12 protein-coding genes are annotated in these 20,058 nt (G+C 45.6%); 5 read left to right on the forward strand and 7 right to left on the reverse strand.

Features of this window, described 5'->3' with window-relative positions:
- Positions 1-9: 9 nt before the first annotated feature.
- The 5 genes from ispD to mazG all read right to left on the reverse strand — a co-directional run bounded on the left by ispD (position 10) and on the right by mazG (position 5,403).
- The gene (gene ispD, locus OX890_RS17250) at positions 10-801 is read right to left on the reverse strand and encodes a 2-C-methyl-D-erythritol 4-phosphate cytidylyltransferase (RefSeq protein ID WP_012587103.1); all 792 of its coding nucleotides are present in this window, start codon (positions 799-801) and stop codon (positions 10-12) included.
- 12 nt (positions 802-813) lie between these two features.
- Positions 814-1,113, reverse strand: coding sequence for a cell division protein FtsB (gene ftsB / locus OX890_RS17255; protein WP_086010657.1), 300 nt, complete (start codon positions 1,111-1,113; stop codon positions 814-816).
- Between the two features lie 99 nt (positions 1,114-1,212).
- Positions 1,213-2,508 carry a phosphopyruvate hydratase gene (gene eno / locus OX890_RS17260; protein WP_006082616.1) on the reverse strand — a complete coding sequence of 432 codons (1,296 nt, stop codon included), beginning with the start codon at positions 2,506-2,508 and terminating at the stop codon, positions 1,213-1,215.
- A gap of 229 nt (positions 2,509-2,737) precedes the next feature.
- Complete coding sequence (locus OX890_RS17265; RefSeq protein WP_006082617.1) at positions 2,738-4,375, reverse strand: CTP synthase; 1,638 nt, start codon at positions 4,373-4,375, stop codon at positions 2,738-2,740.
- Positions 4,376-4,491: 116 nt separating this feature from the next.
- Entirely contained in the window at positions 4,492-5,403 is a 912-nt protein-coding gene (gene mazG / locus OX890_RS17270; protein WP_268649620.1) for a nucleoside triphosphate pyrophosphohydrolase, read from the reverse strand.
- Between the two features lie 530 nt (positions 5,404-5,933).
- Here mazG and aguA point away from each other — a divergent pair.
- Positions 5,934-7,046: an agmatine deiminase gene (gene aguA / locus OX890_RS17275; protein WP_268649621.1), complete on the forward strand. Its 1,113-nt coding sequence runs from the start codon at positions 5,934-5,936 to the stop codon at positions 7,044-7,046.
- Positions 7,047-7,123: 77 nt separating this feature from the next.
- Positions 7,124-8,830: an amidase gene (locus tag OX890_RS17280; RefSeq protein ID WP_126492519.1), complete on the forward strand. Its 1,707-nt coding sequence runs from the start codon at positions 7,124-7,126 to the stop codon at positions 8,828-8,830.
- Between the two features lie 206 nt (positions 8,831-9,036).
- On the opposite strand, the gene OX890_RS17285 is transcribed toward OX890_RS17280, so the two are convergent.
- Both OX890_RS17285 and OX890_RS17290 read right to left on the reverse strand, forming a co-directional pair.
- Positions 9,037-10,116, reverse strand: coding sequence for a methionine synthase (locus tag OX890_RS17285; RefSeq protein ID WP_126492520.1), 1,080 nt, complete (start codon positions 10,114-10,116; stop codon positions 9,037-9,039).
- Positions 10,117-10,171: 55 nt separating this feature from the next.
- Positions 10,172-11,146, reverse strand: a complete 975-nt coding sequence (locus OX890_RS17290; protein ID WP_107948626.1) for a DUF1852 domain-containing protein — start codon at positions 11,144-11,146, stop codon at positions 10,172-10,174.
- Between the two features lie 638 nt (positions 11,147-11,784).
- Here OX890_RS17290 and OX890_RS17295 point away from each other — a divergent pair.
- From OX890_RS17295 to OX890_RS17305, 3 genes are all read left to right on the forward strand, one after another.
- On the forward strand, positions 11,785-16,539 hold the full coding sequence (locus tag OX890_RS17295) for a DUF3320 domain-containing protein (protein ID WP_126492521.1): 4,755 nt from the start codon (positions 11,785-11,787) through the stop codon (positions 16,537-16,539).
- A 71-nt stretch (positions 16,540-16,610) separates the two neighbouring features.
- Positions 16,611-18,071, forward strand: a complete 1,461-nt coding sequence (locus OX890_RS17300) for an ATP-dependent nuclease (RefSeq protein ID WP_126492522.1) — start codon at positions 16,611-16,613, stop codon at positions 18,069-18,071.
- A gap of 676 nt (positions 18,072-18,747) precedes the next feature.
- Entirely contained in the window at positions 18,748-19,773 is a 1,026-nt protein-coding gene (locus OX890_RS17305; RefSeq protein WP_126492523.1) for a transposase, read from the forward strand.
- The last annotated feature ends 285 nt before the right edge of the window (positions 19,774-20,058 follow it).

Consider the following 20,058-nt stretch of genomic DNA (forward strand, 5'->3'; position numbering starts at 1 on the left):
TGATTATGACTATTTTGCGGCACGCATTAAAAACAATTCGGCCAATCCCAAATCATCGGGATGCGTCACTTTTATATTGTCAGCACGGCCCGAAACGAGTCCAGGTGAAATGCCCGCCCATTCCATCGCCGAAGCCTCATCTGTCACGACCGCGCCTGCCGCTAGAGCGGCATTGAGGTAATCTTTTAGTTGCGCTGCCGGAAATAACTGCGGCGTTAATGCATGCCATAAATTATCGCGGCACACAGTAGCGCTGATTTCGCCCTGTTTATTGGCGCGCTTCATAGTATCGCGTACTGGCATGGCCAAAATCGCGCCTTGGGGAAATTGCACTCTGGATGCGAGTAACTTGTCGATATCCGTCGCGGTTAAACAAGGTCTTGCCGCATCATGCACTAAGGCCCAACTCTGCTCGGGCGCAATTTGCAGCGCCGCCAACACAGAATCTGCGCGCTCACCGCCGCCTAATACTGTGGTCAATTTGGGATGCACGGCCTGTGGCAAGGTATTGAAGATAGTATCATTCGGATGTAAGGCGACGATGACGTGGGAAATATTCGGGTGAGACAACAGCTTATCTAAAGTATGGCCGAGAATACTCTGGCCGCACACTTCAAGGTATTGTTTTGGTCTGTCGGCGCCCATGCGGCTACCAATGCCCGCAGCGGGAACGATAGCCACCACAGCTTGAGTGATATGCTCAGCTTGGCGCTGCAATTCAGTTTGCATTACCGGCTCAGATTGACTGCCTGGATTGGATTGTTCGCTTAATCCAAGATCTAAATGTCCTAGCTCTGACATCCTAACTCCATATTACTGGGATGGACTCGATACTGAGCGATCACCACCCACGACGCGATAGAAGGTTTCACCTTCTTTGACCATGCCAAGTTCGTTACGCGCACGTTCTTCTATGGCTTCGGTACCACTTTTCAAATCGATGATTTCTTCCTTCAGCACTTGGTTACGCTCATTGAGTTTGGCGTTACCTTCTTGCTGCGCGGCAATTTGTTTTTGCAGGACGAAATATTCAGGAAGACTATTATCTCCCGACCAAAGACGAAATTGCAGTAAACCGAGTAGCACTATGAGTGCAATGACAAAAAATTTCATGGAGGAATTAGCGTCAGTATCTTGGATTAAAAAAATATACAGCAGATAGTACAACAAAAAAGGCCACCAAGTGGTGGCCTTTTTACATCAAAGTTTAAATTACGCCTGACCTTTGATCTCTTTCAAACCGCGGTATGGGGCTTTTTCACCTAATTGCTCTTCGATGCGCAGCAATTGGTTGTACTTAGCAACACGGTCAGAACGACACAGTGAACCGGTTTTGATTTGGCCAGCAGCAGTACCTACGGCTAAGTCAGCAATGGTTGAATCTTCAGTTTCACCACTACGGTGTGAAATCACTGCTGTGTAACCCGCTTCTTTCGCCATGCGAATGGCCGCTAAAGTCTCAGTCAATGAACCGATTTGGTTGAATTTGATAAGGATTGAGTTTGCAATACCGTTTTCGATACCACGGGTTAAGATTTTAGTGTTAGTAACGAATAAATCGTCGCCCACTAATTGGATCTTGTCGCCCATGATTTGAGTTTGGTAAGCCCAACCATCCCAATCTGATTCGTCTAAGCCGTCTTCGATAGACACGATTGGATATTGGTCAGCCAATGATTTTAAGAAATCAGAGAAACCGTTCGAGTCGAATACTTTGCCTTCGCCCGCTAAATCGTATTTGCCGTCTTTGTAGAATTCAGATGCGGCGCAATCCAGCGCTAAGGTCACATCCGTACCTAACTTGTAGCCAGCCAGTTCAACCGCTTCTTTGATAATGGCTAACGCATCAGCGTTTGACGCTAAGTTAGGTGCAAAACCACCTTCATCACCCACAGAAGTGCTTAGACCTTTGTCGTGCAATACTTTTTTCAGCGTATGGAAGATTTCAGCGCCCATGCGCAGTGCTTCACGGAAAGTTTTCGCGCCAACTGGTTGCACCATGAATTCTTGGATATCAACGTTGTTATCCGCGTGCTCGCCACCGTTTAAGATGTTCATCATAGGCACAGGCATAGAATATTGGCCTGGCGTGCCGTTCAATTCAGCGATGTGCGCGTATAAAGGAATACCTTTAAATGCTGCAGCCGCTTTGGCAGCCGCTAAAGACACAGCCAGAATCGCGTTTGCGCCTAACTTGTCTTTGTTTTCTGTGCCGTCTAAGTCGATCATGATTTGATCAAGCTCAGCTTGTGCAGTGGCATCTTTGCCTAATAACGCAGTGCGGATTAAATCGTTTACGTTGGCAACAGCCGTTAATACGCCTTTGCCTAAATAACGGCTCTTATCGCCATCACGTAATTCTAACGCTTCGCGGCTACCGGTAGATGCGCCAGAAGGCGCCGCAGCCATACCCACAAAACCACCTTCTAAATGCACTTCGGCTTCAACAGTTGGGTTACCACGAGAATCCATAATCTCGCGACCAATCACGTTAATAATCTTAGCCATAACACCCTCGATTTAAGTTTAAAGATAAAAGAAAAAACCAATACCTATGGGAATAAATGGAAGTCACATACCGCAGAAAATAACAAAATTCCATTTACGGTTTGCGTCCATACAGATGCACTGACTACGCATACTGTTTATACCCAGAGGTATTAAGTTCTTATGTTTCAAGTCTGATGAGTGTAACAAAAGGCCGGCCCCACTGTCGCGGGTCCGGCCTTAAATATTCTTACTTCAGATCACGTTTTTGATGCGCACTTGCCGCAGCAATAAACCCTTCGAACAATGGGTGACCATCGCGCGGAGTTGAGGTGAACTCAGGATGGAATTGACCGGCAACAAACCATGGATGATCTTTTAATTCGATCATTTCCACCAGCTTACGATCAGAAGACAAACCGCTGAAGATCATGCCAGCTTGTTCTAAACGCTCTCTGTATTTGTTGTTCACTTCATAACGGTGACGGTGACGTTCTACACAGCTATTGCCTTTGTAGGCTTGAGCCGCTTTCGAACCATCGAGTAAATGACACAATTGAGCGCCTAAACGCATAGTGCCACCTAAGTCAGACGCTTCATGGCGCTGCTCGACGTTACCTTCTTCGTCAATCCATTCAGTGATCAAACCCACGACTGGGAATGGTGTTTCTTTATTGAATTCAGTTGAATGTGCATCAGCCATGCCTGCAACATTACGCGCAAATTCAATCAGGGCAACTTGCATACCTAAACAAATACCGAAATACGGTAGATTGTTTTCACGGGCAAATTTTGCCGCCAAGATCTTACCTTCAACACCACGCTCGCCAAAACCGCCTGGTACTAAGATACCGTCTAAGCCCTGTAAGACTTCTTCGCCTTTGGCTTCTACGGTTTGTGAGTCAATGTACTTTATGGTCACAGATACGCGGTTTTTAAGGCCAGCGTGTTTTAATGCTTCGTTAACGGACTTATAGGCATCTGGCAGTTCAATGTATTTACCCACCATACCAATAACGACTTCGCCGTTTGGATTAGCTTCTTGATAAATAACATTTTCCCACTCAGACAGATCCGCTTCACGGCATTCTAAACCGAAACGCTTAACCACTAAGTCATCCAAACCTTGCGAACGTAACAAAGCTGGGATTTTATAAATACTATCAACATCTTTTAATGAAATAACCGCACGCTCTTCGACGTTACAGAACAGCGAGATTTTGGCTTTTTCATTAGCAGGAATCGCACGGTCACCACGGCAAACCAGCACATCTGGTGCAATACCGATAGAACGCAGCTCTTTCACTGAGTGTTGAGTTGGCTTAGTTTTCACTTCGCCAGCAGCACCTAAGAAAGGCACTAAGGTTAAATGCATGAACAGAGTACGATCACGGCCCAGCTCAACACCGAGCTGACGGATAGACTCTAGGAACGGCAAGGATTCGATATCACCCACAGTACCGCCGATTTCGACGATAGCCACATCATGGCCTTCGCCACCTGCTAATACTTTTTCTTTAATCGCATTAGTGATGTGTGGGATAACCTGAATGGTTGCGCCCAAATAATCGCCACGACGTTCTTTACGTAATACTTCTTCGTAAATACGACCGGTAGTGAAGTTGTTACGACGATTCATCTTAGTACGGATGAAACGCTCGTAGTGACCCAAGTCGAGATCTGTTTCTGCACCGTCTTCAGTAACAAATACTTCGCCATGTTGGGTTGGGCTCATGGTACCCGGATCAACGTTAATGTAAGGGTCCAGTTTCATGATGGTTACATTGAGACCGCGGGCCTCTAAAATTGCAGCTAATGATGCTGCTGCAATGCCTTTACCTAGTGATGAAACAACGCCACCAGTAACGAAGATATACCTTGTAGTCATGCTGAACCTGAGAAAATGAGTTTGAAAATACGTGCTTGTAAGAAAGCACTAGGACGGGGCAGTAGTATACCAAAGGCGGCGCGATTCGACAAACACCAATCTGGATAATTTGCCGTTTATCTCGTCTCTGTCGCTTTTACTTGGTCCCAATAGGCATCAAGCTCCATTAATGTGTGCTCTTCCATGCTTTTACCGCTCTCACTCGCCAACTGTTCTACGCCGCGAAAACGGCGTTCAAATTTAAGGTTGGCTTGGCGCAGCGCTTGCTCTGGATCGACCTTAAGATGACGAGCTAGATTCACTACGGCAAATAGCAAGTCGCCCATTTCGGACTGCACTTTCGCTTGGTCTTGCTCGGGTTGATTAACTTCATGCAAGACTTCATCGATTTCTTCGTGGATTTTAGCAACCACGGGCTCAAGTTCGGCCCAATCGAAACCGACTCGCGCCACCCTTTGCTGAATTTTGATTGAGCGCGACAGCGCAGGTTGGGTACGCGGAATATTGTCTAACGCAGAAACCACAGTATCAGCTTGGGTTTTACCCGCCACTTGCTGGGCCTTTTGTTCACGCTCAGTCGCTTTTATCGCCTCCCAATTGGCTTTCATTGCTTGTGCGCTATCGCCTATTTGCGGATTTTGCTCACCAAACACATGGGGATGACGGCGGGTCAACTTGTCGCTGATTTTCTCAATTACTGTGGCAAAATCAAACAGCCCCTGCTCTTTACCGAGCTGACAATAAAATACGATTTGAAATAATAAATCCCCAAGTTCATCGGGCAACTCATCCCAGGCTAAGCGCTCTATGGTATCGGCAACCTCATAGGCTTCCTCTAAGGTAAAAGGCACTATGGTTTGAAACGTTTGCGCTTTATCCCACGGGCAACCTGTTTGTGGGTCGCGCAGTTTTTCCATTATCTTAAGCAGCGGCTCTACATCTGTAGCAGAAAGGCCCGTTACAGAAAGGCTCGTTGCAGAAAGTCCCGAGGTCGAAAATGAAGTTAATGGCGCAGAGTGGGAAGTCATGCTTACCTCCTTTAAAGATAAATACTTAAACGGACTAATGCTGAGGATGAACAAAAAGAATACACCTCAGCAGCGCTGATTAGCGAAAGGCTATAATAAAGCGATGATGATAAGCTAGGTCACATAAAAGCGCTATTTTGATGCTGAGATCAGAACTTAGTTTTTTATTCAATAGGTCCGAATTTGGCTAAAAGCGCATTCGCGCCATGTAGTGATGATATTCACCCAAAGAGCAATAAACTGACGACTTAACGACCCTACAAATTCTCATCTATGTCATGCATACAAGTATTTAGCACAAGCCATCTTAAATGATAAGATACGCAGCAATATTTCAATGAAGCTAAAACTCACTGAGTGAAGACCTAACAATTTCGGCCTAACTATACATGTGATGTATGCATGTGATAAGTACCGCTTAATGAATGCGGTCATTCGATTTATTTGATTATGTTAGGTGTATTTCTATTCTGTCGCCCAAAATGGGGCGTACACCCTTATAGATTTGAGCATTACTGGAGACAAAATTCATGACAAACGCGAATGTGGATGCCACGCCGTTAACGACTAAGCCATCTCAAGATGGTTTCCACATGCCCGCCGAATGGGCAGCGCAGCAAGCGGTGTGGATGATTTGGCCATATCGTCCTGATAACTGGCGCTCTGCAGGCGCTTATGCTCAAGCGACCTTTGCTAAAGTGGCCGATGCCATTGGTGGCGCGACGCCCGTGTATATGGGTGTACCTAAAGCCTTTTTAGCGGAAGCCAAAACGGTAATGCCATCCCACGTCACTTTGGTTGAAATGGACAGTAACGATTGCTGGGCGCGTGACACTGGGCCAACCGTAGTTGTGAATGATAATGGCGAATGCCGTGGCGTTGACTGGGGCTTTAACGCTTGGGGCGGCCATAACGGTGGTTTGTACTTCCCATGGGATAAGGACGAACAAGTTGCACAGCAAATGCTTAAGCAACATGGGTTTGCCCGTTACAGCGCGCCGCTGATCCTCGAAGGTGGCTCCATCCATGTTGACGGTGAAGGCACCTGTATGACGAGTGCCGAATGTTTACTCAACGCCAACCGTAATCCTGAACTGACGAAAGAACAGATTGAAGACTTACTGCGTGACTATTTGAATGTTAAGCAGTTTATCTGGTTACAAGATGGCGTGTATATGGATGAGACCGATGGTCATATCGACAACATGTGCTGTTTTGCGCGCCCAGGCGAAGTGATTTTGCACTGGACTGATGATGAATCTGATCCACAATATCCACGTTCAAAAGCCGCGCTCGATGTGCTGCAAAATACCGTGGATGCACAAGGCCGTAAGTTAAAAATTCACCTGCTGCCACAACCAGGGCCGCTGTATTGCACCGAAGAAGAATCAAAAGGCGTAACAGAAGGCACTGGCGTACCGCGCACTGCGGGCGAGCGCTTAGCGGGCTCTTATGTGAACTTTTTAATCACTAACGACCGCATCGTATTCCCACTGCTTGACCCAGCAACCGACGATATCGCCGCGCAAAAACTGCAGGAAATCTTCCCAGAGCATGAGATTGTGGGTGTGCCCGCGCGGGAGATTTTGTTAGGTGGAGGTAATATCCATTGTATTACTCAGCAGATCCCTTCTGGCAAGTAAGTACACCAAGGAGAACAGTATGACGCTTGATGTCACTGTTATTGCGGCACAATTGGTTTTCTGCGGGAGGGAGTAAGATGTTTGAAGTGACTGAAGTTTCCATTGCCGAGCTGCGTGAAGCGCTCGAATCCGGCCGCACCACAGCAGTGGAGTTGGTGAAGTCTTATCTCGCACGGGTTGAGGCTTATGACGGCCCAGCTACGCAGACTAAGCTTAATGCGTTAGTAGTCCACAATCCCGATGCGCTCAAAGAAGCTGAGGCGTCAGATGCGCGCCGCGCCCGTGGTGAAACACTGAGCCCACTTGAGGGGATTACGTATACCGCCAAGGATAGCTATTTGGTGAAGGGGCTGACGGCGGCGTCTGGCAGCCCAGCCTTTAAGGATTTAGTGGCGCAATACGATGCCTTCGCCGTTGAGCGCCTACGCGCCGCGGGTGCTATTTGCTTAGGCAAAACCAATATGCCACCCATGGCCAATGGCGGTATGCAGCGTGGTCACTATGGCCGCGCTGAAAGCCCATACAATGCTGAGTATCTTACTGCACCATTCGCTTCTGGCTCTTCCAATGGCGCTGGCACGGGCACTGCGGCGAGCTACTCATCATTTGGCCTTGCCGAAGAGACTTGGTCGAGTGGCCGTGGTCCGGCATCGAACAACGGTTTGTGTGCCTATACGCCGTCACGGGGCGTGATTTCCGTGCGCGGTAACTGGCCGTTAACGCCGACCATGGATGTCGTCGTGCCTTATACCCGCACTATGGCCGATATGCTTGAAGTGTTGGATGTCATTGTGGCCGATGACCCAATTACCCGTGGCGACCTCTGGCGTCTACAAACTTGGGTCGAAATTCCCAAAGCATCAAGTGTCCGTCCAGCATCTTATCTGGAGCTTGCCGCTCAAGCAGACACACTTAAAGGTAAGCGTTTTGGTGTGCCGCGCATGTACATCAATAAGGATGAATTGGCGGGAACCAGCGAAAACCCAGGTATCGGTGGCCCAACGGGTCAACGTATTCATACCCGCCAATCGGTTATCGATTTGTGGGAAGCGGCACGTAAAGCCTTAGAAGCTGCCGGCGCCGAAGTGATTGAAGTTGATTTTCCGCTGGTTTCCAATTGCGAAGGTGACCGCCCCGGCGCGCCGACCGTGTTTAACCGTGGCATAGTCACGCCCCAATTCCTCCATGATGAATTATGGGAACTCTCGGGTTGGGCATTCGATGAATTCCTGCGTGCTAACAATGGCCCTAAACTCAACAAACTTGCTGATGTTGTTGGGCATTTGATTTTCCCCCACGACTTAGGCACCTTGCCAAATCGTGAAGGTGACTTAGCGGCAGGCATGGAAGAGTATGTGAACATGGCTAAGCGTGGTCTTAAATCCTATGACCAGATCGACAGTATTCCCGATGGTCTGCGTGGCTTAGAGAAGACCCGTAAGCTAGATCTCGAAGACTGGATGGACGGACTTAAGCTTGATGCCGTGCTGTTCCCAACCGTGGCCGATGTAGGCCCTGCCGATGCCCATGTGAATCCGGCTTCAGCCGATATCGCTTGGAGCAACGGAGTTTGGGTGGCAAACGGAAACCTCGCGATTCGTCACTTAGGGGTACCGACTGTGACTGTACCTATGGGCGTGATGGCCGATATTGGCATGCCAGTGGGGTTAACCTTCGCGGGCCGTGCCTATGACGATAATAACCTGCTTAAATTTGCAGGTGCGTTCGAGTCGACAGGTGAAAGGCGCATGATCCCGCCGCGCACGCCAAAGCTTGGTGAATAAGCGCCAAGACAATACATAAACCTAAGCACTAACTGTAAGCATTAAATGTAAGCACTAAATGCATGAGCTTAGAAATGAAAACGGGATTGGCATCAATTTGCCAATCCCGTTTTTTTAATACCGACGTCGATACCTTTTCAACAAAGCTAGACTCATACTGCTATAAAACATGCTGCTGTAAAAAAGACAGCAGCACTTATCGCGTCTTATCTTAATGCCAAGAGTTCTTTTCTGACGATCTCTGCGCCTGCACTCAAGGCATTGAGCTTGCCTCTTGCGACTTGATGAGATAAAGGCGTCATGCCGCAGTTGGTACAAGGATAGAGCTTGTCAGCATCGACAAATTTAAGGGCTTTTCGTAGGGTGTCAGCCACTTCCTCTGCGGTTTCAATCGTGTCGGTGGCAACATCAATCGCGCCGACCATGACTTTTTTACCGCGAATGAGTTCAAGTAGCTCCATTGGCACATGGGAGTTGTGACATTCTAGCGAGATGATATCGATATTAGACTTTTGCAGTTTAGGAAATGCTTCTTCATATTGTCGCCACTCTGACCCTAAGGTTTTTTTCCAATCTGTATTGGCTTTGATGCCATAACCATAACAAATGTGTACCGCGGTTTCGCATTTAAGCCCTTCAATGGCTCGTTCTAAACACGCAATCCCCCAATCGTTTACCTCATCAAAAAACACATTAAAAGCAGGCTCATCAAATTGGATAATATCAACCCCCGCCGCCTCTAATTCTTTGGCTTCCTCATTAAGAATTTTGGCAAATTCCCACGCGAGCTTTTCGCGGCTTTTATAATGGTCATCATAAAGCGTATCTATCATTGTCATTGGGCCAGGCAGAGCCCATTTAATCGGTTGCGTGGTTTGCTTGCGTAAAAATTTGGCATCTTCAACAAAAACGGACTTTTGGCGGCTCACTGGGCCGACAACCGTAGGTACACTCGCATCATAACGATCGCGAATTTTCACGGTTTTACGTTTTGAAAAATCAACGCCGTTGAGGTGCTCAATAAACGTAGTGACAAAATGCTGCCGCGTTTGCTCGCCATCACTGACAATATCAATCCCTGCGTGTAGTTGATCCTGTAATGACAAACGCAGTGCATCGTGTTTACCTGCAATTAATTCCTCACCTTGTAATTTCCAAGGAGACCAAAGTGTTTGAGGCTCTGCCAGCCACACAGGTTTAGGCAAACTGCCTGCCGTTGAAGTCGGTAACAGGGTTTGGTTAAGCAATGTTTTGTTAAGCGGTGTTTTATTAAGTAGTGTTGTCATGATATTGATGCCGTATTGGGTTAATTATTGAGCGTGACGATTAAGTGCAGAGCGACTAAACGAAATTAGCAGACCATTGTTCAAAAAACTTTTGGTAGGGTTTGATAAAGTACTCCGCGGCAAATTTGCCTTGCTCATTCGCCAATTGGCTACGTTCTGCTCGATCATAAACAATTTGAGTCAGTGAATGATCCAAGTTTTTCAAATTGGGTTGATAGCATTTCCCAGCAACAGCATTGGCGTTATAAATCTCAGGGCGATAGATTTTTTGAAAGGTGCCCATAGTGCTGATTGTGCTTATCAACTCAAGATGGGTGTAATCATTGAGTAAATCGCCAAAAAAATAAAAAGCTAACGGCGCCACGCTATTTGGCGGCATAAAATAGCGCACCTGTAAGCCCATTTTTTTGAAATATTGCTCAGTTAAAGACGATTCATTTGGCTGATATTCAACCCCTAATACGGGATGCTGATTCTCAATTCTATGGTAGGTTTTATTATCCGACACACTGAGACAGATAACCGGTGGCTTATTAAAATTCTGTTTATAAGCATCAGAATTAACAAAAGACTGAAATAGCTTGCCATGTAGACCACCAAAATCATCTGGAATACTAAATTTGGCTTGGCCCTTATTATGCTCTGCCAGTAACACGCTAAAGTCATAATCGCGTACGTAAGATGAAAAGTTATTACCTACAATGCCTTCAATGCGCTTATTCGTTTTATGATCAACAATATTGGTTTTCAAAATTTCAATTGATGGGAAAGTTTGACCACTGCCGTCAATATCCAGATTAACGGAGATAATTTCCAGCTCAACGCTATAACGATCGCCTTTAGGATTATCCCAATGCGCTAAGGCATTAAAGCTGTTATCAATCATCTTTAACGCGTTGCGTAAGTTCGCTTGGCGATGACTGCCTCTGGCCAAATTAGCAAAGTTGGTGGTGATACGCGTCTTGTCTGAGGGATGATAATTTTCATCGAGACAAATACTGTTAATCGTAAATGTAAAATGCTTATTCATAGTGATCCAGTATCCCATTGTCTGATTTCAAACCTGAGTTTATGCCCTGCGCTTCTAGCTTCTAGACCCGACTCTGATAGACATTATTCGTGTTCTGTCTGAGGTTCTATTTAACTTAAGTGCCGATGACTTAAGTCCTGATGGCTTAGCTAGGGTGCAACTTCAAGCTTGTCTAATATTTCGCTTGGAGTCATTTATACGTGGTTCGGCACATGAACAAAAACGGTTTTATTTCACATAGAACATGAGCCATATTCATGATCGATTAGCATGGCGTTGTTGATTAAATAATTCCGTAGAGCGTAATAGCCCCAAGGAGACTGGCCGATTAAGCAATTTGCAGGCAAAAGGGCATACTCAGAAATGCTGGGGCACATTTTTCTTAATTAGGAATGAGGTGAGCAGTAATCTCATTGCGAATAGCACCATCAACTTTAGCTAATATCGTTAAATTTATTAACGGCCCTAAAAGTAATATCCAAGCCACTCACTTCATACCCGACTTGTTCTTATCATTCTAATAATTCGCAAGATTGCTTTTAGAAACAACCATTGATATGGTAGATTTTTAACCAACGCCACCAGCAAAAACCTAGTGAAAACTATTGCTGTTCAGCATATCTCGGAGATGGATTTTTATGGTTGTTGAGCAGCAGCTGGAACGTGCGCGTCTGGAATTACTTGATATGGGTCTTCGATCCAACCCTCAGCTGAATTACCGCAGTGGTAGTAAAGCCCTCGACATTATTGATGAGCAATCTGCCAAGATATTTGAAATGCTGGTTGAGCAAGAAAACACACTCAGCTTTTTACCATTGCCAGAAGCTTATCAACAAAAAATTGCCGACAGCGAAGATGAAGGATCATTCTTTCAGACCGACGATGATTCGGAATTGCCACCTCTTGATTTATACCTCGAACAGAAAAAGGGAGCGGCCCGCTTCACTGACAAATACCTACAAACCGGATTAGTGCCCGCCAAGCTGGATAAAGCCCTGCTGAAACTGGAAACCGAAGCCCATACCATGCTGCAAGAGCAAGGTGTCGAGGTTCTGTATTTAGCACTTGGTTTTTTACAGTGGAATGAGCCAACAAACTCATCGGTTTCAAGATATGCGCCTTTAATTCTGATCCCTGTTCAACTAATGCGCTCATCAGCCAGAGATAGCTTCAAATTACGCTACACAGGCGAAGAGCTGGGTTCAAACCTGACCTTAGCAGCAAAACTAAGGACGGAGTTTAAGTTAATGCTTCCCGCCTATTCTGATGAGATGGTCATCACAGATTATTATCAGGCGGTAGCTGATGCGATTACAGCGCAACCTTCATGGCGGGTGCATCAAGATAAAATTGGTTTAGGGCTGTTCTCTTTTGGCAAGTTTCAAATGTACATGGACTTGGACCCTACAGGCTGGCCGGAAGGGAAAAAACCATCACAGTTACCTTTGATTGGCCGCTTATTTCGTGATGGCTTTCCCCACGATGCAGAGATCAATCCAGCAGATCTGAATCATCCAGAAAAACTCCACTTGGTAAAAGACGCCGATTCCAGCCAGATTGAAGCAATCTTGGCGATGAAATCTGGCGCGGACCTGATCATTCAAGGGCCGCCAGGTACAGGTAAATCCCAAACTATCACCAACATTATTGCCGTAGCGGTTGCGCTGGGTAAAAAGGTGCTGTTTGTTGCACAAAAAATGGCAGCACTTGAGGTGGTGAAAAAACGCCTTGATGAAACTCATATGGGCTACGCCGTACTCGAACTACATAGTCACAAAAGTACCAAGAAATCTGTGCTTGGTTCTATTGCTGAGTCACTTGAGCAAGGTCGGCCACAAACAGCAAACCGGGAGCAAGAGTTTTCAGATTTAGCGGAATCAAAAGCCTCGCTGGATGCTTATGTGCATGCCATCCGAGCCCCTATTCTGCGTAGCGGTATCAATTACATTGAAGCGTTGGGCTCATTGCTGCAATTGAAGACAAAGGATCCCGACAACTCCTTACCAGCCCTCCCCTTTAGCTACTTCGAACAATGGATAGCTGAGGAATACAGTAATGCGAGGAAACTGGTTACGGAATTAGTACAGCAACTAGCACGCATTGGCATACCTGCAGCGCATCCATTTGCGATGTCTGGTCGCACTGACTTTTCACCTGCATTGCAGCAGGCACTAACCTCTACTTTGGTAGAAATAAGCCAGTTGCTTAGCCAACTTGATACGCAAACTCAAACCGTCAGTGTTTTTCTGCAGCTTGATAAACCACAAAGCTTGCAACAAGTCGCACCGCTGATTTCAACAACGAGCTGGCTATCCGAAGTGCCAGATCTTAAAAGCGTTAAAGTAAATATCCCCATATGGGCGTTAGAAAAAAAGCGGATCGATAACGGCCTGTCTTGTCTGGCCAATTTCTTATCACTCAAAGCCAGCTGCGAACAACAATTTATCACGCAGGCGCTGGATGCCGATTTGCTGAGTATCCGCCAAGGCTTGATTGGCAAAACAGATAAATGGTGGCGTTTCCTGTCGTCCAGCTATCGCCAAGCCAAAGCACAGCTAGCAGGGCTTTGGCTTGGCGTTCTGCCCGCTTCGTCTACCGACTGGCTTACTGCATTAGATACTGCTTTAACTTACCAAAGCACGAAAAAAGAGCTAACTAGCTACCACCCCCTGTTATCTGAAGCTTTTGGCGCGCAGTGGCAAGGCGAATTTTCGGAGCACAATGAATTAACGCAAATTCACAGCTGGATAAACACCTTTTATGCAAAGGTAAACCATGTTGAATTGTCGCAGTCATTGGCTGAACTGATTGATAAAGGCGTTGATAAAAAGCTGCTGCGTGACCAGACAAACTCACTGACAGCGCTTTGTAACGCTATTGCAGTGCAGGCACAAACGCTGCAAGAGCTGATACAAATCCCCGACAGCAATCCAAACCATGATTTAGCGGCAATGCAATTTGCGCAGCTAAATGCTTTGTTAGAGGGCTGGAAAAACTCAGCCTTATTTTACGATTTTGCGCGCTACAACCAGATTATTAAGGCGTTTGAGCCTTATAACATCAAGGACTTCACTAAACTGGCGTACTCATGGCATGCAGCCCCTGACTTGCTAATGACGGTATTCGAACTTAGCTATTATTCTGGTCTGGTTAACAATGCCTATGACAGCTCAGAAGCAATACGGCAATTTGACCGCAATAAACATGAACAAAGCCTACGCGACTTTAAACGTATTGATGGTAACAGTTTATTTTTCGCCCAAGAGTTTTTAGTAAATAGTCTGTACGAGCGCTTGCCGAAGAAAACAGCTAAAGGTGAAATGGAATTAGTACTGCGTGAGCTAGGTAAGAAAAAACGTCATATTCCTATTAGGAAATTGCTGGCTGAAGCAGGTAACGTGATCCAGCAAGTAAAACCTATTTTTATGATGAGCCCTATGTCCATCGCCACCTACCTAAAACAAGGTGCGTTAGATTTTGACCTGGTGATTTTTGACGAAGCGAGTCAAATTCCAGCACCCGATGCCTTAGGCGCAATGCTGCGCGGGCAGCAAGTAATTGTGGTAGGTGACAGTAAGCAAATGCCACCAAGCAACCTGTTTGGTAAAGCCGTTGAACTGGAAGAGGAGGAACTGGAAAGCAGCGCCACCGCAGAAATGGAAAGTATTCTGGCATTAATGGAAGCCCGTGGTGCGGCAAGCAAAATGCTGCGCTGGCACTACCGTTCTCGCCACGATTCACTGATCGCAGTGTCCAATGACCAGTTTTATAAAAACAAGTTAGTGGCCTTTCCAAGCCCAGGCTTTCACCCCGATGCAACAGGGCTGAAGTTTCATTATTTACCTGAAACGCATTACGACAAAGGCAGCTCTCGCACTAATACAGGCGAAGTAAAAGCTGTGGTTGCAGCAGTACTGAATCACGCTTTAACTAAACCTCACCTATCGTTAGGCGTGGTTGCGTTTAGCCTTTCGCAGCGAGATGCTATCTTGCTTGAGCTGGAAAAAGAGCGCCGCTTACAGCCAGAAACTGACGAATTCTTTGCACAACATGCAGGTGGTGATGAGTTTTTTGTAAAGAACCTGGAGAACGTGCAGGGTGACGAACGCGACGTTATTTTGATCAGCATTTGTTACGGCAAAACCAGCACAGGCCAGCTGAGCCAGAATTTTGGCCTTCTGAACAAACCAGGCGGCGAACGGCGGTTAAACGTACTGATTTCACGTGCGCGATTGGCAATGGAAGTGTTTGCCAACTTCAAAGGTGATGAACTGAAAGTTGGCGCAGACAGCCCTTTTGGTGTGCGTTCACTGCAAATCTTTTTGCAGTTTGCCGAATCAGGCCAATTGAACAAAGCCTATGAAAAACAGCAGGAACAAAACTTTGCTTTTGGCGCCCTACTGCATCAGGCAATCCAGCGTTTAGGGTATCAGGTAGCCACCCGAGTCGGCAGTCAAGGTTATTACATCGACTTAGCCATCAAGCATCCTGAAGACCCCAGTAAATTTGTATTGGCGCTGGAATATGACGGCGCGGGCTATTATGGAGCAACTTCGGCACGCGACCGCGAAAGGTTGCGGCAAAGTGTACTGGAAGGCCTTGGCTGGAGCTTTGAACGCATTTGGTCCACTGACTGGTTTCGAGATCCAGAGGCAGAGTTACATCGCCTGAAAGTACTCATAGACAAAGCCATAACCCAACATGACGAACTGATGGTAACAATGGCAGCACAAGCCACTAGCACCAGACAAGTGAAACACAAAGTTGCTGCGCCAGAGGCCATTGCAACGCCAATAATGCGGGTAGAAGAAGAACAACCAGAATTTGAAGCCTGCACTACGCCCTATAAAAAAGCTGATGTGTCTAAGCTCAATATTCCGCATGTCGATGATTTCAGCGCCATCCCTTTAAGTATGTTGGTGTATGCAGTGGAGCGTATTGTTGAAACCGAATACCCAATATTCGCCAGCCTAGTTGCTACTCGTTTAGCTAATGCTGCTGGCTTGACAAGGGTTGGCGCCAAAATTAAACGCACTGTAGACCAGGCCATTACAGGCGCTGTTGCCAAAGGATTAATCCAGCTAGATAGCGATGAAGTGTTATGGCCGCATGGCCGCAGTACAGTCAAGTTAAGAAACTGGAACAGCGTCGACACCGCGACCCGTAAGCTGGAAAACGTCTGTGATGCCGAGCTCACCAACGCCTTATTGCTGACAGTGCAAGACGCCCATGCCATTAGCGTGACGGATGCAGCTTCTGCAGCTCTGGGCTTGTTGGGTTTTCAGCGCGCGACGGCGCAAGCGGCAGATAGGATGGCTAAGTTAGCACAGATACAGTGTGATAAAGGTGTGTTGGTTTGTGAGAATGAGCGGTTGAAGATTGCAGTAAGTTAGTAACTATTGGCAAGACTTAAGATTCGCCAAGGATTTTCCTGTAGGACTAAATGCAAAAGTAAGGATTAGCTGTGTATATAAAATCAATGACTATTGAAAACTTTAAAGGCTTTCACGGACCACAAAATATAGATTTCAATACCCCTGACGGAGTTACAGAAGGTAGCGGACTAAATATTTTTGTTGGGGAAAACAACTCAGGAAAGTCTACTATTTTTGAAGCTTTCAATCTCATAAAAGACGGCACAAGGAAAGATCCTGCATCACTAATAAATAAATCTGACCCAGCGGTAATCTGTAATAACTTTTTTGCTGAGATTACATACACGGGTAACATCTCTGCAGCTGTTAACGCTCATGTACAAGCAAACAAAGTTCGTTCTTTTACAACCTGTATCTATATGGACGGTGGGCACGAGTGCTTCAAAGTTAAAAGGTCATGGGATGTAAATTCTCCAGAAGACATAAAGAAAATAAATTTTTGGGACGATACGACTCAAACCTATTCCAATCCAACAGGAATAGATGCACCTTTCAAAAAGTTTTACGACAATAATTTTATATGGGCCGACACTAATCCTAGTGATGAATCTAAATTTGGCGCATCAACAATCTGCGGCTCACTCTTAAAAGAAATAGCTCTTGGACATACGAATACACCAGAATATCAGGCATTTCAAACTAGCTATCATGGTCTATTTAACAATCCAGCATCACAACTAAGAAGCAAAATAGCCCAGATAGAAACTAAAGTTCAGAATGTTTTCACCTCCCAGTTCGGAGCGGCTAACATTTCATTTTCATTTGAAGAGCTACAAATAGAGAATTTTTTCAAAACAGCCAGCATCGTTATTGATGATGGCGTATCCGTGCCTATGAATGAAAAAGGACATGGAATGCAGAGGGCTGTAGCCCTATCTCTGCTGCAGGTTTATGCTGAATTAACATCTAATGCGGCGAATGCTCAGGTTTCCAAACCCTTTTATTTATTCATAGATGAGCCCGAGATATGCCTGCACCCTTCAGGGCAGAAAAAACTATTGGACGCTTTGATGGTTATTTCAAAAACCAAGCAGGTTTTCGTTACCACACACTCTCCATTTATGCTTTCATCTCCAAACCTAAGAGATGCTGGTCTTTTTATTTTCAAAAAGGTAAATAATCAAAATAGCATCATACCAGCCACGACATCCCCCATGTTTCCATGGAGCCCGTCTTGGGGCGAAATTAGCTATAGAGCATATGATCTACCTACTGTTGATCTACATAATGAACTTTATGGATACTTACAAGAGCGAAATAACTTAACTAACATTGCCGCAGTTGACCAGTGGCTAAATGCTCAGGGCATTGCATCAAATAAACAGTGGACACAGGAAAATAATGGTATCCCACGTCCGCCAAGACCAGCAACATTGCAGTCGTTCATTCGGAATCATATACATCATCCTGAAAACGCAACAATGCAAGCTAATAGATACACCGAAGCAGAACTTAAACAATCTATTGACGAAATGGTAGGATTGTTATGATTTTAACGCGCCCAATTGAACGCATTTACATTAAAAGATACTGACTCACATGAACATTAGAAATATACTTCTTTTTCCATTCAGGTTGCTCTGGAACGTCATTGTGACGGCATTAATTGTTGGAGGTTTTGTTCTGTGGTTTGGTTTTATATTTGGTTCTGTTATTGCCGTAATTTTAATACTCATATTTGCGCCACATTTATTCCTATTGCCACTAAGCCTTGTTCCAATGTACACAAACATTTGGCCTGAAGAGTAGCCGAAACACTTAACAAACATCAGCGAAAACCGCCCCATCAGAAACATGAATTATAACGAGTTACTTTAGTTTTTTTTGAACAATTAGTTCTGTCGTATTTTTTATTTATAGTGGAAATTAATGGATATCTGGCATTATTCTCTAATGAAAAGTAAGCATGAAAAGTAATTGAAAAGTAAGGACAGCCATATTTTTTGTGTTTTGCACACTCCTCTACTAGGCTTTACATTATCTTGATTTTGTCTGTGTGGAGCTAGTGATGACCTCGGCCAGAAGACAGTTAATTGATGCTAATGCGACACCTTTCTATCATGTGATAAATCGCTGTGAAAAGTAAGGACAGCCATATTTTTTGTGTTTTGCACACTCCTCTACTAGCCTTTACATTATCTTGATTTTGTCTGTGTGGAGCTAGTGATGACCTCGGCCAGAAGACAGTTAATTGATGCTAATGCGACACCTTTCTATCATGTGATAAATCGCTGTGTGCGCAGGGCTTTTTTGTGTGGTGAGGATAAACTCACGGGCCGCAGTTTCGAGCATAGACGCGACTGGATTGTTGATAAAATCAAAGCGTTATCAGCCATTTTCTGTATCGATATTTGCGCCTATGCTGTGATGAACAACCATTACCATTTAGTACTCAAAATCGATGTTGAGAAGGCGAAAACCTTGAGTCCCAAAGAGATTATCATCCGCTGGTGTCAAATCACTAAAGGCCATGCTGTCGCTACTAAGTATATGAATGGTGATGCCTTAATCGAAGGTGAAGTGATGTTACTTGATGCATTACTCGCCGAGTGGCATGAGCGACTGAGCAGTATCTCTTGGTTTATGCGCTGTTTAAATGAAGAAATTGCCCGTAAGGCCAATCGTGAAGATGAGTGTAAAGGCGCTTTTTGGGAAGGCCGTTTTAAGTCACAAGCGTTGTTAGATGAGCAAGCACTGCTGGCGTGCATGATGTATGTCGATTTAAATCCTATTCGAGCAGGGATTGCCGACTCTGTGCAATCCTCTGATTTTACATCGATTCAGGAGCGCGTGAATGCGCTTAATCCTCATATCAACTCGCCCCAACTGGTCAAAACTACCGCAGATAACCTACAGCCAATACGACATAAAGCCCTCGCAAAATTTGATGGTTCAACACTTCTGAGCCAGCAAACAGGCATTCCGTTTCATTTTGCAGATTATCTTGAGTTGATAGATTGGACGGGACGAGCTATGCGCCTTGATAAAAAAGGCTATATCGATAATCAACGGCCAAAACTACTCAATGAATTAGGAATTTCGCCCGATGCGTGGCTCACTTCAGCTAAAGAGTTTCGACGTCAATACAGTGGCATAAGTGGTCGATGGGATAGCATGTGCGAGTTTAAAAAGCAGCACAACAGCGGCAAATGGTGTAAAGGTAAAGCCTCAAGCCAAGCGTTACATCCTTAAGTTCATTATTGTCCACGATTCAGCGCTTGGAATTATTTTTGTTGATCCGAAATGAAGATAATTCCGCGCAAAACATAGCACGTTTTTGTCCAATAAGAGTGGTGCCTATAATCGTTAAGATTAGATCTAGTCTTTAAAACCTAGAGGTTACGCATGCGCTCGAAAGGCGAGCCATGGTGATTAGCGAGACGACCGTCCGCCCCATGGACGGGGCGGTCGAGCATCCAAGGACGGACTGGCTTCGCGTCGGTGAGCAAATGCCATGGTAAGCCATTATGAATGACT

This window comes from Shewanella sp. DAU305 (assembly GCF_026802235.1).
Lineage (GTDB): Bacteria > Pseudomonadota > Gammaproteobacteria > Enterobacterales > Shewanellaceae > Shewanella > Shewanella baltica.

Excerpts from the sequence above, each read along its gene's own strand:
- ispD (WP_012587103.1), bottom strand. The coding sequence starts at position 801 with ATGTCAGAGCTAGGACATTTAGATCTTGGATTAAGCGAACAATCCAAT.
- ftsB (WP_086010657.1), bottom strand. The coding sequence starts at position 1,113 with ATGAAATTTTTTGTCATTGCACTCATAGTGCTACTCGGTTTACTGCAA.
- eno (WP_006082616.1), bottom strand. The coding sequence starts at position 2,508 with ATGGCTAAGATTATTAACGTGATTGGTCGCGAGATTATGGATTCTCGT.
- OX890_RS17265 (WP_006082617.1), bottom strand. The coding sequence starts at position 4,375 with ATGACTACAAGGTATATCTTCGTTACTGGTGGCGTTGTTTCATCACTA.
- mazG (WP_268649620.1), bottom strand. The coding sequence starts at position 5,403 with ATGACTTCCCACTCTGCGCCATTAACTTCATTTTCGACCTCGGGACTT.
- aguA (WP_268649621.1), top strand. The coding sequence starts at position 5,934 with ATGACAAACGCGAATGTGGATGCCACGCCGTTAACGACTAAGCCATCT.
- OX890_RS17280 (WP_126492519.1), top strand. The coding sequence starts at position 7,124 with ATGTTTGAAGTGACTGAAGTTTCCATTGCCGAGCTGCGTGAAGCGCTC.
- OX890_RS17285 (WP_126492520.1), bottom strand. The coding sequence starts at position 10,116 with ATGACAACACTACTTAATAAAACACCGCTTAACAAAACATTGCTTAAC.
- OX890_RS17290 (WP_107948626.1), bottom strand. The coding sequence starts at position 11,146 with ATGAATAAGCATTTTACATTTACGATTAACAGTATTTGTCTCGATGAA.
- OX890_RS17295 (WP_126492521.1), top strand. The coding sequence starts at position 11,785 with ATGGTTGTTGAGCAGCAGCTGGAACGTGCGCGTCTGGAATTACTTGAT.
- OX890_RS17305 (WP_126492523.1), top strand. The coding sequence starts at position 18,748 with ATGACCTCGGCCAGAAGACAGTTAATTGATGCTAATGCGACACCTTTC.